Genomic DNA, 16,634 nt, shown 5'->3' with positions numbered 1-16,634 from the left:
GCGAGTGCCGGCGCGTGAGGCTAACCGGCGCGGGATCGTTTCGATCCGCCGGCTGTGGTCGTGCACTGCCAGCGGGTCATGCCGATCAAGACATTGGCGCGCCGGTCGACGGTGCGGGTAGAAGCGGGAATCGATGCCCAACGCTTGCCCACAGCGGCGTTGAGGCGATTTTCGCGCAGATTACCGTCCGAGACGAACCAGAAAGGGGCAGCTCATTCGGCGACATAGCCAGCGCAAATGCTCGTCGACGGCGACCGGTTCCCAGCGAGCATCGGCGAATATAGCGCAATCCAAAGGCCCGAAATGACCATGTGCCGCCATAAGGGCGAGCGTGGTCGATTGCACACCTGCGCCCCAGACTCAGGACACGAAGGCGGATCAGGGAGGGCTCGGCGCCCTCCCCTTGCAAGAGCGGAGCGCGTAACATCAGGCCGCCCTCCCCAATTCTTCCGCCTGCGGCTGGAATTCGTGGAGATAATTGACCGCGCGTTGCGCGTGGGCGGCTGCCTGAAAGATCGCCCGCTTGTCGCTGCCCAGCAGGCTGGCCCAGCCCTGAATATAGGCGGCATGATCGGGCCTCGGCTCCAGCTCAGGGACGATATCGAGGTCCGCGCAGAGCATCGCAGCACCCAACTCCACGAGCAATTCTTCGCGCGCGCGATCCGTGCGGTCCTTGTGGTAGCGGCTGAGGTCCCTGTTCAGCCGGTGAGGAGCCGATGTCCAATGCAGGGTCTCATGCGCGCGCGTAGCGACGAACGAAGCCATGTCCCGGAAAAACTCCGGGGACGGCAACTGGACATGGTCAGAAGAGGGACAATAATAGGCCTGGTCTCCGCCATACCGCACGACCGCTCCTGTATTGTCAAAAAAGCGATCGGCATGCTCGATGCGCTGGACAGGATCAGTAACAGGATCGGGCGCCGCGTAGTATTGCTCGGGAAGGCCCTCGATCTGGTCGGCGCAAAACACCGTGTAGGCCTTGAGGAACGGAATACCCCGCTCGACTTCCTCGCCGTGCGCATCGGTTTCGGTCTTGGTGAACCGGCTGGCGTAAACAACCATGGAGCCGGTCTCGCCTTCGCGAACCTGACCGCCGAGTTCCGTACTCTGCTTGAACGTCATCCAGACCGGAGAGACAAAGCCTCTCGCGACCGCCTCCGACCACAAAAGCAGTGTGTTGATCCCTTGATACGGCACGCCGTTGTGACGGAGCGGCCGTGTGATGCGACCGGTCGTATTCGCAACGCTCCACGGTTTGACCCAGGGACGCACGCCCTTTTCCAGATCCGCGACGATGCGATCGCTGATTTTCGTATAGATGTCGACGCGGGGCTTGTTGCTCTTCCTGTCCATTTCAAACCTCCATTCGAGGCCGCGCCGATCGCGACCGTCACGAGGTCCGACCGCGCAGGACCGCAGGTCCGCGAACCCGGTCGAGGTTGAATCGGAGGAAGGAGAAGTCTCGCAGCCGGGCCGCAACGGCAGTGGAGGACGGCGAAGCCGTTTCGCGGCCGAGGACCGCAAGCAGGACCATCATTCGTGACGGCCGCGATCGGCGCGGCCAAACCAAAAGGATTTCCTTCTCTTTCAAGGATCTGGAGTCGGATACATTGCGACACGCAAGCAGGCCGGCGCCCCTGGAATCGGGCGGAACCGAAGTCCGCCCGAAGAGTGTCAGCCCAGAGCCGCCATCTGGAGATCGGCCGCCTGCCGGCTGACGCCCTGGCCGGGATTCTCGGTCTGGCGTTCGTAAGGCTTCCAGCCTTCACCAACGACGTGCTCGTAGGCTGCCACGGCGCCCTCGGCCGCCATGCGCAGCGCATGGGCCTGCAGGCCCATTTCGGCGGCGAATTCGCGCTTGCGCTGGGCCTTGCTGTCGAAGCCGACCGGACCGTCAATGTCTTCGTCGCGGGTGTCATTGGCGAGCTTGGCCGTAGCGTCCTTCGCCTCGGTGACGGCTTTCGAGTAAAACTGGCCTGCTCCATAAGCCGAACCGACATGGGAGCCGACGATCCTCTGCAGGTGGATCTGCATGGCCTTTTCGGAAAGGCCCTCGGAGAGCGTATCGGCCCCATCGATCAGGCTGCGCTCGTGGAATTCGCGGATGCCGTCGCTGTCGAGGACGGGAAGGCCGAAGCTTTCGGAAATGAGGGTGGCCTGGTGGCCATCCGGGCAGCAGAGCCGGACCATTTCGAGGGTGGTGCCCTTGCGGAGCTGGACGACGCGGGCCTTGGTCTTGGTGGAGCGGGTTGAACTGGACATTGAGCTTTCCTTTCTAGCGATGCCCTTCAGGTGTTCCGGCCCTTGCCGGTCTTCCCTGCGGGTGCGGTCAAAAGGAACCGGCGGAAGCTGGACGCTTCAGGGTCCGGAGCCTGACAGGCGAGCGAGGTTGGCTTGCGGACAAGCGGGGCCAGTTCTTCACTGGCCCTGCGCGGGACGCGGGCCAGCCTTGCCGAGATCGGCGGGTTCCGGCCGCTCCGCGGCGCGACAGCGGCCTTGAAGCGAACAGCCGCGGGTTCAGACCGCAGCAAACCCGCCGGGAAGGCTGGCAAGGAGATGGCACGGATACCGGCATGCGGGAGGAAAAGCACCCGGTCGACCCGCGCTGCCATGCCATCGCACGGCCTGCCCAATGACGCCGGGCGTCCGCGGTTTGAACGCCGGCTGCTGCTGGTATAGGTGAGCTGCGCCGGTCCGCCGCTGCGGATCAACTCTTGGCCTGCTCCCATGTCGGGCTGACAGCGCACTGCATTCAATCCCGAGGCGAGGGCAGCAATGACCGATCACAACGACGACTACGTCTATGACGACGCGACAGGGGAATGGCGACCAGCGTCGGAGATGGCTGCCATTGCAGCTTCTGCCGGAAGCATCGAAGTGCGCGATGCCGCCGGCAACGTGCTGGCCGACGGCGACTCCGTCGTCCTCGTCAAGGACCTCAAGGTCAAAGGCGCGGGGCAGACCCTGAAGCAGGGCACGGTGATCAAGTCGATCCGCCTCACCGACAATCCCGAAGAAATCGACTGCCGGCATGACGCGATCAAGGGGCTGGTGTTGCGAACCGAATTCGTCCGCAAGCGCTGACCAGGCCGCGGTATCAGGCGCGCATCAGGTCCGGTGGCAGTCTGGCACGCAGCACCTCGATTGCAGCATCCTGCCTTGCGAGCTTGCGGGAGAGAGCGTCGATCTCGTGCTGCCTCTCCAGTGTGATCGCTGCAAGGTTGGCCCGATATCGTTCGAGAAACATTGCCGGCTCCAGGCCCCTGTCACGTCGATGGCCGGCACATTTGGGTGTGAGCTGCGGAATGATTGCCGTTATCCGCCTCATGATCTGCCGGTCGATCAGATCGAGCTGGCGCTGTGTCTGGCGCCGAGCCTCTTCCATGCGAAAGAGCTGCGCGCGGCGATCGCGGACAGACATTATGTGTCCCTCCGCTGCCAGCCAATGAAGCTCGAAGGGCCGCCATAGACGGCGTGGCGATCAGGATCGATGACGAATCCAAAGCGGCCGACAAGGTATTCGTCGGTCGGAACGAGAAAGCGACGTTCCTCCGTGCCCGGCCCGCGCTTACCGCCAGGGGTCGCGATGACCTCGGTGAACCCGAGTTGATGATCGGAGAGGATCGCCGAGACCACGATCCAGTGGCCGGCGTGCTTGTCGGAGAAGGCACGCTCATCCTTCTTCCAGGATTCACCGGGTCCCAGCACGTTGCCTGTGATCGCTTCCCAGGCGTCCGGGAAGCTGTCCTTCATCGTCCTCTCTGCGCTTCGCGACTCGAAGCTGGTGAACAGGGGCGGAAAGCTGAAGGCAACGATCGCCCAGGCCTCATCCTCCTCATAGGCGCCGCCTGTGACACGGAGCGACCGATGAACCTTTCGGTTGCGCTCGGGCGAAAGAAGGAACCCGCCATGACCGGCCGTCGAGTGAAAAACGACCCCATCGGCATAGACGGTGGCAACCTGCGACGGCCCCCATGGCGTGCTCGCCACGGATCGTTCTTCGCGCCGGCCGAGCGCGATCTTCTCACGCTGGTCTTCTGCCTGCTCCAGTACCTTCGCACGGAAGGCGTTCTCGTCCGCGAGCTCTCCAGAATGACCGTAGAAATCGCTGCGCGTCCATTCGGCCATGGGCCGGCGGATACGCCAGCCCGTGACAAGATAGTGCCGGCCATCGGGGGCTGGAGCCATGGCGAAGGCGTGCTCACCGACAAGGGCAACGCAAAGCCCATCGGCGCTTCGGCCAAAAGAAACTCCCGGAAAATCGGGGGTTTCGACGACATGGGTTTCAGAAGTTCGCGGAGTCACGCTGCCGTCCTCCCCTCTACAGTATCCGCCGCTACGGTGTCGGCCGTCACTTTCTGCAAAACGGCGTTCGGATAGCCGTGGCGGGTTAGCCATTCCTCGGCGGCCGTGCGATTGGCGGCAAGATGGACAAGCTCCGCATCGTCGCCGGCGCGGTCGAGAACGAGAACCGTGCCAATGGCGGGCCGCTCCTTGACCGAAAACTTCAGGTCGCTGTTCACCGAAAACGTCTGGTGGACGCGCAGCACAATGGTTCCCTGACTGCCATAGTCAGCCTTGTGCAGGGTGATCGAGGCGGGCAGCGTCGTACTGCCGACGCGGGCCTCGGCCTGTTTGCGGATCAGGCGACCGCCGCCGTTGCGATTTTCCCAGGCTGCGAGCTTTTTGCGATGCCGCTCTGGCGGGCGTGGGGATCCGTCGGAAAAAGTCACGATGGATGCGAGGGGAACAAGGTCATAGATCAATTGAGCCGACATTATGGTCTCCGTGTTGCTCATGGTGGAAACAAAACCGCCGCCGGTGAGGTCACAGGCGGCGGGAATGCGGAAGGAAGAAGGCGCGCGCTGCTATTCGGCGGCCACCCTGTAAGCCTCGATCTGTCCGTCAGTGAGGTCCTCCTCCTGCGGAGCGGGGTCCTCGCCGACGTCGTCGTGCGCGGGCTCGACACCCGCATCGCCGTCGAGCTCGTCCTGGTCCTGCGGCGTGCCGTTGTCCTCGGGCTGTTCCCTGGCCTCGTTCTTCTTCAGCCAGGAGGTGAGCTTTTCCGGAGTGGGCGCAAACAGCGCCGACGGGTGGACGAAGCGGCCTTCCTTGAAGTGCTCGACCAGGGCCGCACGGGTATCCTTGACCTTCTGACGGGGCAGGACGGATGTATCCGCGCAGGCGGCTTCCAATGCCGGCCGCGACAGGCATGACAGGAAATCCTCCGTCCCCATGTTGGCCAGGAAGTTGTCGGCGGCGATGACGTCGCCGGCCACGCGGGAGACCACGCCGCTGTCCGAGCGATTCTCCCTGCAGGACAGAACGTCGATCAGCAAGGACCGCACGGCAATGCGCAGCGTTTCCATGTCGAACTCGATCTTGCCGTCCTGGTCGAACAGGCGCGCGGCATGTTCGCCAAGGCCTGCGGCCCCGTAATAGGAGATGTCGCGGGCACCGGATGCCACCGTCACATTCTGGCCGGCGAAAGCGAGAACGAGCAGGGCCATCAGCGTGTCGTCCCCGATCGGTGCGCGCGACAGCGCCTCGTGCAGCGCGTCGGTGCGCAGGTCGCCGATCATCTCCATGCCTTTGCGCGTGACGTCCGGACGCGGCTTTGCCGTAACGACGATATCATCGCCATCGGCCTCAACATCAGCGCCATTCTTGCCCTTGGGCTTTTTGGCCGCCGGCATGCGGTACACGACCGATTGCACCTTGCCGTCGCGGTCGAGATACATGGCAGTGTGATCGGACTTCGACGGCTTACCGTACACACGCTCGGCCTTGGGCGGCAGATTCGGCTCGCCCCACTGACCGGCTTCCACGATCACGCCACGCTTGGGCACAGTGTTTGCCATCCACTCCTGCTGCGCGCCAAGGAAGGCCTCGACATCCGTCGTATAGCGGCTGTCCTCGTCGGCCGGAGCGAACAGGTCCTCGACCCAGGCGATGCCGTAGGCCTGGGCGAGATCGTCACCGAAGCTGGCGTCGCGCGCGTACATGCGGCGCTTCGTCAGGCCCTGCGCCACGCTCCACCACGACACCCGCGGATCGGTCTTGGACGGCTTGTGCTTCTTCCAGACCTCCTTCTGCTCATCAAGCGAAGCCGACGCAATGGTGCGCAACTCCTTCTCGTTGGGCATGTCGCCCTTGGCCATCTGGTCCAACATGGCCGGCAGAACGTTGGCGAGCAGGCGCAGCTTCCTGATCTGGCGGACGGGAAGCGCCAAAGCGACGGCGATCGCTTCCTCGGTCCAGCCGAGCGCGACCAGCCGCTCAATCGCGCGCCATTGGTCGACGGGGTTGAGCTGCTCATGCGCCAACGTCTCGGCCAGCGACCGCATTGCGCCACCATCCTCGGCGCGATCGATCACCAGCACGGCGATCTCTTCCAGACCGGCGGCAATCGCCTGCCGCACACGACGATGGCCGGCATCGATGACGTAGCTGTTGCCGCCATCCGTCTGCAGCGCGACGACAGGCGGCTGCACGATGCCGACGGCGCGGATGGTGGCCAGCAGCAGCGCGTCGGCCTGCGGACTGGACTTCGAGCGTCGCGCCTTGTCAGGGTTATCCTTCAGCGCACGCGGATCGACAAACTTCAGTTCCATGGAGATGCTCCTTCAAGGGGTTTGCGGACACCGCCATTCGCTGCGTCCTTCCTCGTCTTCTTCCCGAAGACATCCCCCGGCCCGTGGAGCGGACGGGCCGGTGCAACTGCGGCCGAGCATCCCTGCCCGGCTGGCCGAGCGGGGCTCTTGGGCCCTGCGCAGGACGACGCGACCGGGATCGCGAGCGGCGCGGTTGAGCGCCAGCGTCAGCGGCCCGCCCGATCTGCGAGCGGGTTTTATTCTTCCTCCGTTTTCCTTTCCTCATCCCTGCGACGTAGACCGGGGTATGGAGATAAGCGGAAAGTTTAGCACGGCAAACTGGAGGTTAACGTCTTTGAACCTACGGACGCCGCAAGGAGCCCTCTAGCGGCTCGAAGCTGTCGCGCTGTGATCATGAGGTCACCCATTCATGGTCAGAAGGCAGCTACGAACTCGTGCAGGACAAACGTTCCGGAAAGACGTCGACCGGCGAACTCCGAACCATCTGATGGAGGCTACCAGGCAGTCTATCTCAACCCTTCCACATCGTTGAGCGAAGCCGCGCGCCTCGAACTCTAAAAGATATCGGGCCTTAGCCAAGCATTGCCTTCCCTGATCGCAGGATAGGCGCAGATGGCCAGCCGCGCCATTTCCTCAACTCGGCTCGCTCTATCATGGTCACGGCTGTTTTCGGCCACTTCGTAGAGGACCTTGCCGAACGCCGCGTATGCTGTCTTCAATCAGCGCTCGCAGGTCGTTGGATGGTTCTCTGTCTCGGCGCGGCGGCTCCGTGGCGAGAGCCCACAAGGTTTTTGTTCTATGTTTGTTCTCTTTGAAGAGAAACCCGGCTGCTAGCGGGGACCCCGGTATTGTTCCATTTCGGGACCAAAGTGCTGGCATTGCTCTTGCTTCGGACGTGGTGCCGGTTGATCCCGGTCCTGATCGCGTACTTTGATCAGGTGTAGGCTCGCCGGGCTTGAGGTGGTTGGGGTTTCTTCGCCCGGCGAGTTACGCCACGCTAAGAACAAAGGCCGGCGCCCTCGCTGAAGCTTATCCGAATGGCGCCGGCCACGGGCGCGATTGGGATCCGCCGCGCCTTGACATAGCTGAGTCGTTACGTAGCGTCAGGTGGTGGCGGACACTTTGGCTTTCCGCTTCGCAGGTGCCTTCTTGGCTGGTGCGACGGGTTCAGCCTTGCGGCCAAGCCCGATGGACTTCGCCAGTTGCGAGCGCTGAGCGGCGTAATTCGGAGCCGTCATCGGATAGTCGCGCGGCAAGCCCCACTTCTCGCGATAGGCGTCCGGCGTCAGACCGAAGTCCGTGCTAAGGTGCCGCTTCAGGGATTTGAACTTCTTGCCGTCTTCGAGGCAGATAATGAAGTCTGGCGTCACCGACTTCTTCGGGTTGACCGCGGGAGTTTGCGGCTCAACGACAGGCGCGATCGGCGTACCAAGCCCCGACAGAGACATGTGCACGGATGCGATTAGTTCAGGCAGGCCGGAAGCCGGTACAGGGTTCTTACTTACGTAGGCGGACACAATCTCCGCAGTAAGCTCGGTTAGTTCGGCGGCGCGGTGGTCGGATTCTTCTGTCAATGTGTCGGTCCTTTTGTCTGATTTGTCCCATCTCTATTTGAGCAGTGTCCAGTACGCAACCGGGCCTGATCTATTCTAAGCTGGCGGCCGGCTTTGCGACGCAGGCCAAGAGCGACGCCGAAATTGACGCGTTCTTTTTGGCCGTGACTAAGCTGTAGACCAATAAAACAGGCGGCCCGTCAGCCATCTAAGTGACGGGCCGATTACATGCGGATTATCTAAAATAACGGAACGTCCAATGGACAAGTACGGAACCAAAGCGGTTACGTCAGACCTTTGCTCGCATGGCACAAGACTTTGGTCCTGCCGTCTTATTGTGAAGAACGGGAGTTGATCGGCACGACATAGGGCCATCCGCAACGGATCGATAGCAAACTGAATTTAGGCGGCTATGGTGTGAACGCGGAACTCGGGTCAGATCCGCTTTAAGTCCTTAAGCCCTAGGCGTACCCGCTGGCCTTCCGCGAAGGCAAGGGCGAACGATTCTAGTGGTGAAAGCCTGACGCTTGGTACCGGACGCGTAGGGCAGCTCAGGGTGGAAAGCGGCCGCTTATTCCTATAGCGAGGAGATGACCTAAACCGGACTGCTCTCGATGAAGCTCATTATCTTCGACTGTGACGGCGTGCTTGTGAACAGTGAGGAGATCTATCTCGCCGCCGAACTTGAGTTCCTAGCGTCCATCGGAGTCATTTTCGAACGTGGCTCCTACACGCAAGCATTCATGGGGTTATCCCCGGAGATGTGGAAGACAAAGCTCCAGTCAACAGTCGAGCAGAAGAGCGGGGGGACCCTCCCTCCCGACTTCTTTGAGCGACTAGATGAACTTACGTCTGCTCGAATGGACAAGCATCTGGCGGCCTTACCAGAGGCTCGGCTGACGATTAGCGGTATAACGGCGCTCAGGTGCGTCGCATCGAGCACGCCTTCCGCGCGGCTGCATTGGAAACTGCAGCATACCGGCCTGATCAGCCTCTTCGATCCTCATATCTTCTCGTCAGACATGGTCAGGAACGGGAAAACTGCGCCCGACCTCTTTCTCCATGCCGCCGCCGCCATGGGCGCGCACCCCGACGAATGCGTGGTTGTCGAGGATAGCGTCAATGGCGTCATGGCGGGTAAGGCAGCCGGTATGCACGTCATCGGTTTCACCGCTGGCGGTCACTGCGGCGACAATCATGGGGATAGTTTGTTGATGTCCGGTGCAGACACAATCGTTTGCAAGTATGGGGATCTAGTCGCCGCATTAAACGGGTTGGGCACAATGACTGCCTAGGGGCGCTCCCGCGCGACGGCAGCTATGGGTCGGATCTTGCCGGTCATGGCGGGTACCAAGTGTCAGGCTTTCACCACTAGTGTCGCGTCGCGGTGATTATGACTCTTTGAGAGATGGCGTGGGATAGGATTTTGCCATCTTCGCTCGGGCCTGCTGTGTGGAGAACATCCAGCGGATGCGGGCGCCACTTTCGGTGCGGCGGCGTTCCCAGGTCCGGATCTCTGTTTCAAGGAGGTCGCGGCTAGCGATGCGGCGATCAAGACATTGGCGGCGCATAACGCCGATTTCGATCTCGACGATGTTGAGCCAACTGGCGTGCCTGGGTGTGTAGTGGAACTCCAGGCGTCGCAAGATCCGACGCGCCTCGACTGCTGGAAAGGTCTGATAGACAGCGGAGGCCGTGTGGGTTGATAGGTTATCCATCACGACGCGGACCTTGTCGGCGCCGGGATAGTCCACGTCGACCAGGTCGCGCATGCAGACGGCGAAGTCCTCGTTTGCGCGCCGGTCGGTGACCTTGACCCTGCGCCACGACCGGTTGGCGTCGACCATGACAAAGAGGTTGGCCGTGCCGTTACGCTTGTACTCGGAGTCGTAGCGGTATCGCTTTCCGGGTTTCGGCACGATGGGCACGCGCACCTCGCCGATGAGCTGGATCGGACTTTCATCGAAGCAGACCACCGGTCGCTTGGGATCATGCGGCTCGGCATAGAGATCGAGGAGATCCTCCATGCGGGCGATGTACTCCCCATCGATATTGGCGATGCACCACATCTTCTGTTGCCAGGGCTTCAGATCGTTGTCGTTCAACCGCCGGCGGACGGTGTCGCGTGAGACGCTCGGGTGTTCCATCACTTCGACCAGGGCGTTGGCCAGAAGCTTCAAAGTCCACCGGGCGCATCCCTGCGGCGGATCAGAGCAGGCCAGCGCCACCAGTTGCACCTCCTGCTTGCCGCTTAGTTTGCGAGCCGCCCCCGGACGCGGCCCTTCACTGAGGGCGGCCTCCAGGCTGATCTCCACAAAGCGCTTCTTGGTGCGGTAGATGGTCGAGTCGCTGGTCTGCACCGAGATGGCGATGGCCTCGTCGGCGACCCCGGCGTCGGCGGCCAGCAGGATCTGCATCCGCTTGAGCCGCCGCACCGGCAGTTTACCCCCGCTCACCAAAGCACGCAGCTCGTCTCGTTCGGATTGGCTGAGTTCGACCCGATATCGTATGTTCATTCCCAAAGCCCTTCTTGGTGGAAGAGCCGTAGGTGAATCTACAATGAATCAATTGCTTGACCGAAAGACGCCGGCGCCGACAGTACGGTTCACCGCCAAACAAGGCCAGTACCTCGCCTTCATCTGGGCCTATTCGCAGATCAATCGCCGCGCTCCGGCGGAGGCGGACTTCCAGCGCTACTTCAGGGTCACCGCACCGTCAGTCCATCAGATGCTCAAGACCCTCAACCAACTCGGCTTGATCGACAAGCAGCCCGGTGTCGCTCGCAGCATCCAGTTGCTCGTCCCGCCACAGGACCTGCCCATTCTCGGCGTAGACTAACCCGTCACAATCACTGCGACGGTACACTAGGTCGAATGATCGGGTAAGTTCTTCGCCGTTCCCAACAACACGAACGAACCACTCGCCCATGGCCTCGACTATCTCAACGGACGTGTGGTTTGCGCCGCCTTTGGTGTCGTCCATCGCAACTGCCTCGTGTCTGGATGGGGACAAGACGAAACAATAGGACTGCTCGCCTTTCAAGCGCTAAAAGGCCGGCGCCTGCTTTTGCAGGGGGCTCTGGCAGGCGCCGGCCGGACGGTCCAATCAGGTCCGCCGCGATGATCCAGTTAGCTGATTCTTGACGTTACGTCATGTGGTCTGGCTGGCCGGAGCCGAGCATGACCGAAACGTGGCATCAACATGGGTAAGCAGTTCGGCGCGCCTCCTGCATCGCCTGCACCCGAGCGGCCTTGAACCTTTGCCGCCGGTCAATGGCTGACAATGATCGGCAGCCTGTATCGAGCCTGCTATGCGGCTGCACGCGGATCCTGGCCATCAATCGAAGACGCAAGATCGGTTTCGATTTCAGCAAGCTGCCCGCGCTTCTCGGCCAGTTCACCAGAGAACCCAAACTCGCCGCCCTCACGCGAGCGATAGGAGGTGAGCCGGCGCTCGGCATCCTCAAGACGCTGGCGGTATCGTTCCTGCTCGCCCTCGAAGCCGGCCAAGGCATGCTCGAGGCGAGAAATCGCACCAAGCGGCGTGGTGGTCACCGGCAGCTCGATCTCATCATCGGCGCCGGTGCGCATCAGCCTGGTGGCATAGCGGTAGCTGTCCTTGCCGAAACGCTCGCCGGAATATTCGCAATCGAACCCGCCGATGGAGGCGATAGTGGTTTCGCCTTCCTTCTGAAGCTGCACGAGAGTCGGGATTTCCTTCATCAGCGCACGACCGACGAGTTTGCGCTGCGTGAACGCGTCGCCCCCGATCACCATGCTGAACCCATCGCCGGTCGTCGGCACGAGGCGCTCGATATCCTTGCCGACCTCGCCGATGCGCAGGGTCGAGTATTCGATATCGCGCTCGGCATCGCGGATCTGCCGCCGAACGGCGTGCGCGTCATCAATGTGGGCCGCGCGAAGGCGCTCCAGACGGGCAATGTCTGCCTCCAGACCTGCCTTCTGCATCAGACGCGGATCGCCCGAGGCGATCGCCTTGGCCATCGCGAACTGGTTGGCCTGCCCCTCACCCATATCCTCCAACCGTCGAATGGAGGTGTCTCCGGAGAGGGCCGCCGCGATGAACCGGGCCTTGCGCTCGTTGTTCTGCCACATCTGGGCGTCCATCGATCCTTCCGTGGCGTAGGCGAAGATATCGATGACTTCGTGCTGGTTGCCCTGCCGCAGGATACGACCTTCGCGCTGCTCGATCTGGGAGGGAAGCCAGGGCACATCGAGGTGATGCAGCGCCTTGAGGCGAAGCTGCGCGTTGACGCCGGTGCCCATCGTGTCGGAAGAGCCGACTAGGAACCGGATTTTTCCAGCGCGCACATCAGCGAACAGGCGCTGCTTGGCTTCCGACTTCCTGAAATCCTGCATGAAGGCAATTTCCGATGCCGGAACGCCCCTGCGGATCAGCTCGTCGCGAATCCAGCGATAGGCCGAGAAGCCTCTGGTTTTCTCGACGCTGATCGTGCCGAGATCGGAAAAAATCATCTGCGCTGCGCCCGGAAGCTCGAACAGCTTGCCGTCGGCGCGGACATAGCTGCTTACCGCTGTTTCTTGCCAGATACGGAAGGCATTACCGATCAGGTCGTTGAGCTTGTTGTCCGGCTCATTGTCATTGTCCGGATCGACCAGGCGCAGGTCGATAGCAGCGTGCCGGCCATCGGTGATAACCGAGAGCAGGATGTCGTCACCCGGTTCTGCCGGACGGTCGCGTTCCTCGATGGCCTTGATGCGGGCGTCGAGCACCGTCTGGTAGCGCTTGAAGGCCGCGGACGGCTTGGCGGTGATGATCTGACGTGCGCCGGTCGAAAGCGCCGGCACCTTCACATATTCCCGAAGGTCTTGCGGCATCACCACATCCGCGAAGGAGCGGAACATGGCGATCAGCTCCGGCACGTTGACGAAGGTGGCGAAGCGCGTCACCGGCTTGTATTTGCCGGATGGCTGCAATTCGAGTTCAGTCGTGACGTCGCCGAAGGTCGAAGCCCAGGCGTCGAACTCGTGCAGGCCGCGCTGAAGCAGCGCCTCGTAACCGAGATAGCGCTGCACCGAGAACATCTCGCCAAGCGTATTGGTGATCGGCGTGCCGGAGGCCAGCACGAGCGCCCGGCCCGGGTTCTTGGTCTCGATGAAGCGGGACTTCACATAGAGATCCCAGGCCCGCTGCGAGCCGTTTGGATCGACGCCCTTGAGCGTCGACATGTTGGTGGCGAAGCTGAGCTTCCTGAACTCCTGGGCTTCATCGACGATGATCTGGTCCACGCCGATCTCGGAGATGGTGAGCAGGTCGTCCTTGCGGGTCGCCAGCGCCTCCAGCCGTTCCTTGAGCCCCTCCTTCAGCCGCTCAAGGCGCTTGCGCGAGACGCGGTCGTCGCTCTCGACCTTGGTCAGCAGCGTCTCGTAGAGTTCCAGTTCGTCGTGGATCATCTGTTGCTCGAATGCCGACGGCACACCGATGAAGCGGAAGGCGCTGTGCGTGATGATGATCGCGTCCCAGGCGGCGGTCGCCGCCCGTGACAGGAAGCGATGTCGCTTGGCTAAAGAAAAATTCGTCTCATCGGCCACGAGGATTCGCGCGGTCGGATAGAGCGCCAGAAATTCGCGGGCCATCTGTGCAAGGCAATGGCCGGGAACGACCAACATGGCCTTGGCGATGAGGCCAAGCCGGCGCTGCTCCATGACGGCGGCGGCAATCGTCATCGTCTTGCCGGCGCCGACTGCGTGGGCGAGGTAGGTCGAGCCGGCCGAGACGATGCGCCAGATGCCGCGCATTTGGTGCCCATAAAGAGAAAAGGCGCCGGAGGCGCCTGGAAGTCGCAGGTGATCCCCGTTGAATCTTCGGGGAGCGATGTTGTTGAAGCGGTCATTATAGACCCGCGCCAGCCGGTCGGTCCGGTCGGGATCGGACCAGATCCAGTTCTGGAAAGCGGTCTTGATCTTCTGCAGCTTTTCCTTGGCGGCTTCCGTATCCACAACATTGAGCACGCGCTTTTCAGCAGGGCCGTCCTTCACCGTATCGAAGATCTGCGGCACCCGGCTGTTCAGCGCGTCGGTTATGAGCTCGCCGGCATGACGGCGATCGGTGCCCCATTCGGACGTGCCCGCCGCCATCCACCCCAATTGCCGTGCCTCTACGGTCCACGATGCCAGCTCCGGCATATGATGGATCCTGATCTCGGCGCCCATCGTCTCCTTGACGAAGGCAACGACATCGGCGGCGGGGATCCATGGTGCGCCAAGACGGGCGGTAATGTCGGAAGGCCGAAGATCGGCCGGCTGAACCTCGACCAAGGCACGGACATTGCGCTCGAAGACGGGGTCGAGTGTGGCAGCGGCTTTTGCGGCCTTGAGCTTGTCGCGGACCTGGCCGGAGAGATAGGCGTCGGCCGTTTGCCAGGAACCGGTCTCGGGATCACGGTAGATGGCGTCGCCGAGTTCGCCAACGACGTCATCGACATCCTCATGCAGCAGCTCGGCGATCTGATCGACATCGACATGGCCGCGTTCGTTGAGCACGACGGCAAGCGCATCGGCGGCACTTGTGATTATGGGTGCCGCGGGCGGCGCGATGACGCGCTCGGTGAAAATCGGACCCGGCCGGGCGGTATTGGTTTCGAGATCGTAGTCCTCGATGGAGGCGACCAGCCAGCAATCGGGATCGTCGAGGAAGGGCTGCAGAATCGGCCGGCGATGCACTTCGCGGACCTCGTCGGTCTCGGCGTCCTCGCTGGTCGAAACGACGGTCGTGTTGATCGGGCCGAAGGCGCGCACAAAATTCGACCAGGCGATGCGCAGCCTGACCTGGGCCGGCTTCCAGGGCCGGTCGAACTCCTGGGCCTTCAGGACTTCACGCACGGCATCCCGGATCGGGATCAATCTGCGGATGATACGCGCGTGCTTTTCCGGCACACCTTCAGCCGCCCTGCCCTTGCGCACCGTGATGATCACAGCAGCGCCATCGATCATTTGTGCGAGGGCGGCATTTTCCGCGACGAAGAAACTGCCCTCGCGCACGCCGGCGCCTTCCGGCAAGGCATCGACGATATCGGCACTGGGCTCGGCGTCATGATCAATTTCGTCCGGCTCGCCGTCATAAATTTCTTCCGGAAGGAGGGAGATCGCTGCGGTGAGCGCCCGCTCCAGATCGACACCGGGATGGGGCAGGCAGGAATAGGCCTCGCCGTAAGGCCCCGAGATCGTGGCATGCGTGCCGAGCACGAAATCCGGGTGGCGCGCGAACCAGCGGTTGACGCGGATCGCGCCTTCATCCTGCGTCGCCTGGCGGACTTCCTCGATGTCGAGCCAGGACAGATTACCTTCGGGCTCGGCGACCTTGCGCTTGCGGAAAAAGAGGATGTCGACCACGACGTCCGTGCCGGCGTCAGTTCGGAAACTGCCCTCGGGCAAGCGCATGGCGGCAATCAGGTCGGCCGACTTCGCAATGTGCTTGCGGGCGGTGCTGTCTGCCTTGTCCATCGTGCCTGAGCTGGTGACGAAGGCGGCAAGAGCCCCCGGCTTCAGCAGATCGACCGAACGGGCAATGAAGTAGTCATGCAGCCGCAATGCCATCGACCGATACGCCTGATCGGAGCGCACGGTTCGATCAGAAAACGGAGGATTGCCGATGGCGAGGTCGAAGCTCGCCGGCAACTCGGTTCGGGCGAAATCGCCGGCTATGATCCGCGCTTGCGGCTGCAACAGCCGGGCGATGCGGGCGGTGACGGGATCGATTTCGATCCCAGTGACATGGGAAACATCGCGCAACGACTGCGGCATCAGCGCCGGAAACAGGCCGGTTCCGACGCCTGGTTCAAGAACCCGACCGCCGCGCCATCCGAGACGCCGGAGGCCCGCCCAGATTGCCCGGACGATGAACTCCGGGGTGAAATGGGCATATTGGGTGCAGCGTGCGAGCGAGGCATAGTCGATCTCGCCGACGGCATCTTCCAGGTCCGAGCCGATCTCGGCCCAGCCTTTGCGAAAATCGATCTCGCCGGGGCGGCGGAAGACACCCTTGGCAAGGTCGGACGCGCCGAAGCCGGTGAACCGGATCAGCCACTCCTGCTCCTCGCGCGTGGCAGGGCGCTCATCGGCCTCGATCTCGGCGGCGAGCCGGATCGAAGCGATGTTGTCGCGGGCCCGATCCTTCCAGCCAGGGGCCAGCCCACGATCGCCGGCAAGATGAAAGTTCAGTCCATGACCCCGTCGAGGCTTCGACGTCGGTTGCATGGCTGCAACCGCCGGCGTGACCGGCGAAGGCGCGGAAGAATTGGGATCATCGTCATCGCCCGGCCCGAAGTCAGCCGCGAAGGCGGTGACGCCAAGGCCAAGTCCGGACGAAATAGCCGTGCTGCCGAACAAGTCGATGGTAAAGGGGTCGTCATGAGCCATGGAAAATCTCCTTGGATTTGAGGGCAAGCGCGAGCACGCGGACGCCGTTGGCGGCCGCGTGAAAGGGC

General features: G+C 62.3%; 13 protein-coding genes. 3 read left to right on the top strand and 10 right to left on the bottom strand.

Annotated elements, in window-relative coordinates; all coding sequences use genetic code 11:
• Nucleotides 1-426: 426 nt before the first annotated feature.
• Both ACZYHG_RS34115 and ACZYHG_RS34110 read right to left on the bottom strand, forming a co-directional pair.
• On the bottom strand, nt 427-1,353 hold the full coding sequence (locus tag ACZYHG_RS34115) for an ArdC family protein (RefSeq protein ID WP_464614882.1): 927 nt from the start codon (nt 1,351-1,353) through the stop codon (nt 427-429).
• Nucleotides 1,354-1,674: 321 nt separating this feature from the next.
• Nucleotides 1,675-2,262 carry a hypothetical protein gene (locus ACZYHG_RS34110; protein WP_464614881.1) on the bottom strand — a complete coding sequence of 196 codons (588 nt, stop codon included), beginning with the start codon at nt 2,260-2,262 and terminating at the stop codon, nt 1,675-1,677.
• Nucleotides 2,263-2,775: 513 nt separating this feature from the next.
• Here ACZYHG_RS34110 and ACZYHG_RS34105 point away from each other — a divergent pair.
• On the top strand, nt 2,776-3,084 hold the full coding sequence (locus ACZYHG_RS34105; RefSeq protein ID WP_464614880.1) for an alkylphosphonate utilization protein: 309 nt from the start codon (nt 2,776-2,778) through the stop codon (nt 3,082-3,084).
• Nucleotides 3,085-3,097: 13 nt separating this feature from the next.
• On the opposite strand, the gene ACZYHG_RS34100 is transcribed toward ACZYHG_RS34105, so the two are convergent.
• The 6 genes from ACZYHG_RS34100 to ACZYHG_RS34075 all read right to left on the bottom strand — a co-directional run bounded on the left by ACZYHG_RS34100 (nt 3,098) and on the right by ACZYHG_RS34075 (nt 8,188).
• Nucleotides 3,098-3,421 (bottom strand): hypothetical protein, encoded by a 324-nt coding sequence (locus ACZYHG_RS34100; RefSeq protein ID WP_464614879.1) that lies wholly within the window; start codon nt 3,419-3,421, stop codon nt 3,098-3,100.
• Entirely contained in the window at nt 3,421-4,305 is an 885-nt protein-coding gene (locus tag ACZYHG_RS34095) for a DUF7007 domain-containing protein (RefSeq protein ID WP_464614878.1), read from the bottom strand. Before ACZYHG_RS34095 ends, ACZYHG_RS34100 begins: the two co-directional genes overlap by 1 nt.
• Nucleotides 4,302-4,778 (bottom strand): hypothetical protein, encoded by a 477-nt coding sequence (locus ACZYHG_RS34090; RefSeq protein WP_464614877.1) that lies wholly within the window; start codon nt 4,776-4,778, stop codon nt 4,302-4,304. Before ACZYHG_RS34090 ends, ACZYHG_RS34095 begins: the two co-directional genes overlap by 4 nt.
• 90 nt (nt 4,779-4,868) lie before the next feature.
• Nucleotides 4,869-6,614 (bottom strand): ParB N-terminal domain-containing protein, encoded by a 1,746-nt coding sequence (locus ACZYHG_RS34085; protein ID WP_464614876.1) that lies wholly within the window; start codon nt 6,612-6,614, stop codon nt 4,869-4,871.
• A 554-nt stretch (nt 6,615-7,168) separates the two neighbouring features.
• Entirely contained in the window at nt 7,169-7,333 is a 165-nt protein-coding gene (locus ACZYHG_RS34080) for a hypothetical protein (RefSeq protein ID WP_464614875.1), read from the bottom strand.
• 384 nt (nt 7,334-7,717) lie between these two features.
• Nucleotides 7,718-8,188: a Ros/MucR family transcriptional regulator gene (locus ACZYHG_RS34075; RefSeq protein WP_464614874.1), complete on the bottom strand. Its 471-nt coding sequence runs from the start codon at nt 8,186-8,188 to the stop codon at nt 7,718-7,720.
• Nucleotides 8,189-8,781: 593 nt separating this feature from the next.
• Here ACZYHG_RS34075 and ACZYHG_RS34070 point away from each other — a divergent pair.
• Nucleotides 8,782-9,462, top strand: a complete 681-nt coding sequence (locus tag ACZYHG_RS34070) for an HAD family hydrolase (RefSeq protein ID WP_464614873.1) — start codon at nt 8,782-8,784, stop codon at nt 9,460-9,462.
• A 96-nt stretch (nt 9,463-9,558) separates the two neighbouring features.
• On the opposite strand, the gene ACZYHG_RS34065 is transcribed toward ACZYHG_RS34070, so the two are convergent.
• Nucleotides 9,559-10,683: an IS630 family transposase gene (locus ACZYHG_RS34065; protein WP_258580779.1), complete on the bottom strand. Its 1,125-nt coding sequence runs from the start codon at nt 10,681-10,683 to the stop codon at nt 9,559-9,561.
• Nucleotides 10,684-10,726: 43 nt separating this feature from the next.
• Here ACZYHG_RS34065 and ACZYHG_RS34060 point away from each other — a divergent pair, with 43 nt between their 5' ends.
• Nucleotides 10,727-11,005, top strand: a complete 279-nt coding sequence (locus ACZYHG_RS34060) for a LexA family protein (RefSeq protein WP_258581105.1) — start codon at nt 10,727-10,729, stop codon at nt 11,003-11,005.
• A 470-nt stretch (nt 11,006-11,475) separates the two neighbouring features.
• Here ACZYHG_RS34060 and ACZYHG_RS34055 read toward each other — a convergent pair whose 3' ends face one another.
• Nucleotides 11,476-16,566 (bottom strand): Eco57I restriction-modification methylase domain-containing protein, encoded by a 5,091-nt coding sequence (locus tag ACZYHG_RS34055; protein WP_464615340.1) that lies wholly within the window; start codon nt 16,564-16,566, stop codon nt 11,476-11,478.
• Nucleotides 16,567-16,634: the final 68 nt, after the last annotated feature.

The sequence above is a fragment of the Mesorhizobium subarcticum genome (genome assembly GCF_055456085.1).
Note: the sequence above shows the minus strand (reverse complement) of the source record. Positions and strands in the feature narration are given on the sequence as shown.

Coding starts and splice junctions, on each gene's coding strand:
- ACZYHG_RS34115 (WP_464614882.1), bottom strand. CDS start 1,353: ATGGACAGGAAGAGCAACAAGCCCCGCGTCGACATCTATACGAAAATC.
- ACZYHG_RS34110 (WP_464614881.1), bottom strand. CDS start 2,262: ATGTCCAGTTCAACCCGCTCCACCAAGACCAAGGCCCGCGTCGTCCAG.
- ACZYHG_RS34105 (WP_464614880.1), top strand. CDS start 2,776: ATGACCGATCACAACGACGACTACGTCTATGACGACGCGACAGGGGAA.
- ACZYHG_RS34100 (WP_464614879.1), bottom strand. CDS start 3,421: ATGTCTGTCCGCGATCGCCGCGCGCAGCTCTTTCGCATGGAAGAGGCT.
- ACZYHG_RS34090 (WP_464614877.1), bottom strand. CDS start 4,778: ATGTCGGCTCAATTGATCTATGACCTTGTTCCCCTCGCATCCATCGTG.
- ACZYHG_RS34085 (WP_464614876.1), bottom strand. CDS start 6,614: ATGGAACTGAAGTTTGTCGATCCGCGTGCGCTGAAGGATAACCCTGAC.
- ACZYHG_RS34070 (WP_464614873.1), top strand. CDS start 8,782: ATGAAGCTCATTATCTTCGACTGTGACGGCGTGCTTGTGAACAGTGAG.
- ACZYHG_RS34065 (WP_258580779.1), bottom strand. CDS start 10,683: ATGAACATACGATATCGGGTCGAACTCAGCCAATCCGAACGAGACGAG.
- ACZYHG_RS34060 (WP_258581105.1), top strand. CDS start 10,727: ATGAATCAATTGCTTGACCGAAAGACGCCGGCGCCGACAGTACGGTTC.
- ACZYHG_RS34055 (WP_464615340.1), bottom strand. CDS start 16,566: ATGGCTCATGACGACCCCTTTACCATCGACTTGTTCGGCAGCACGGCT.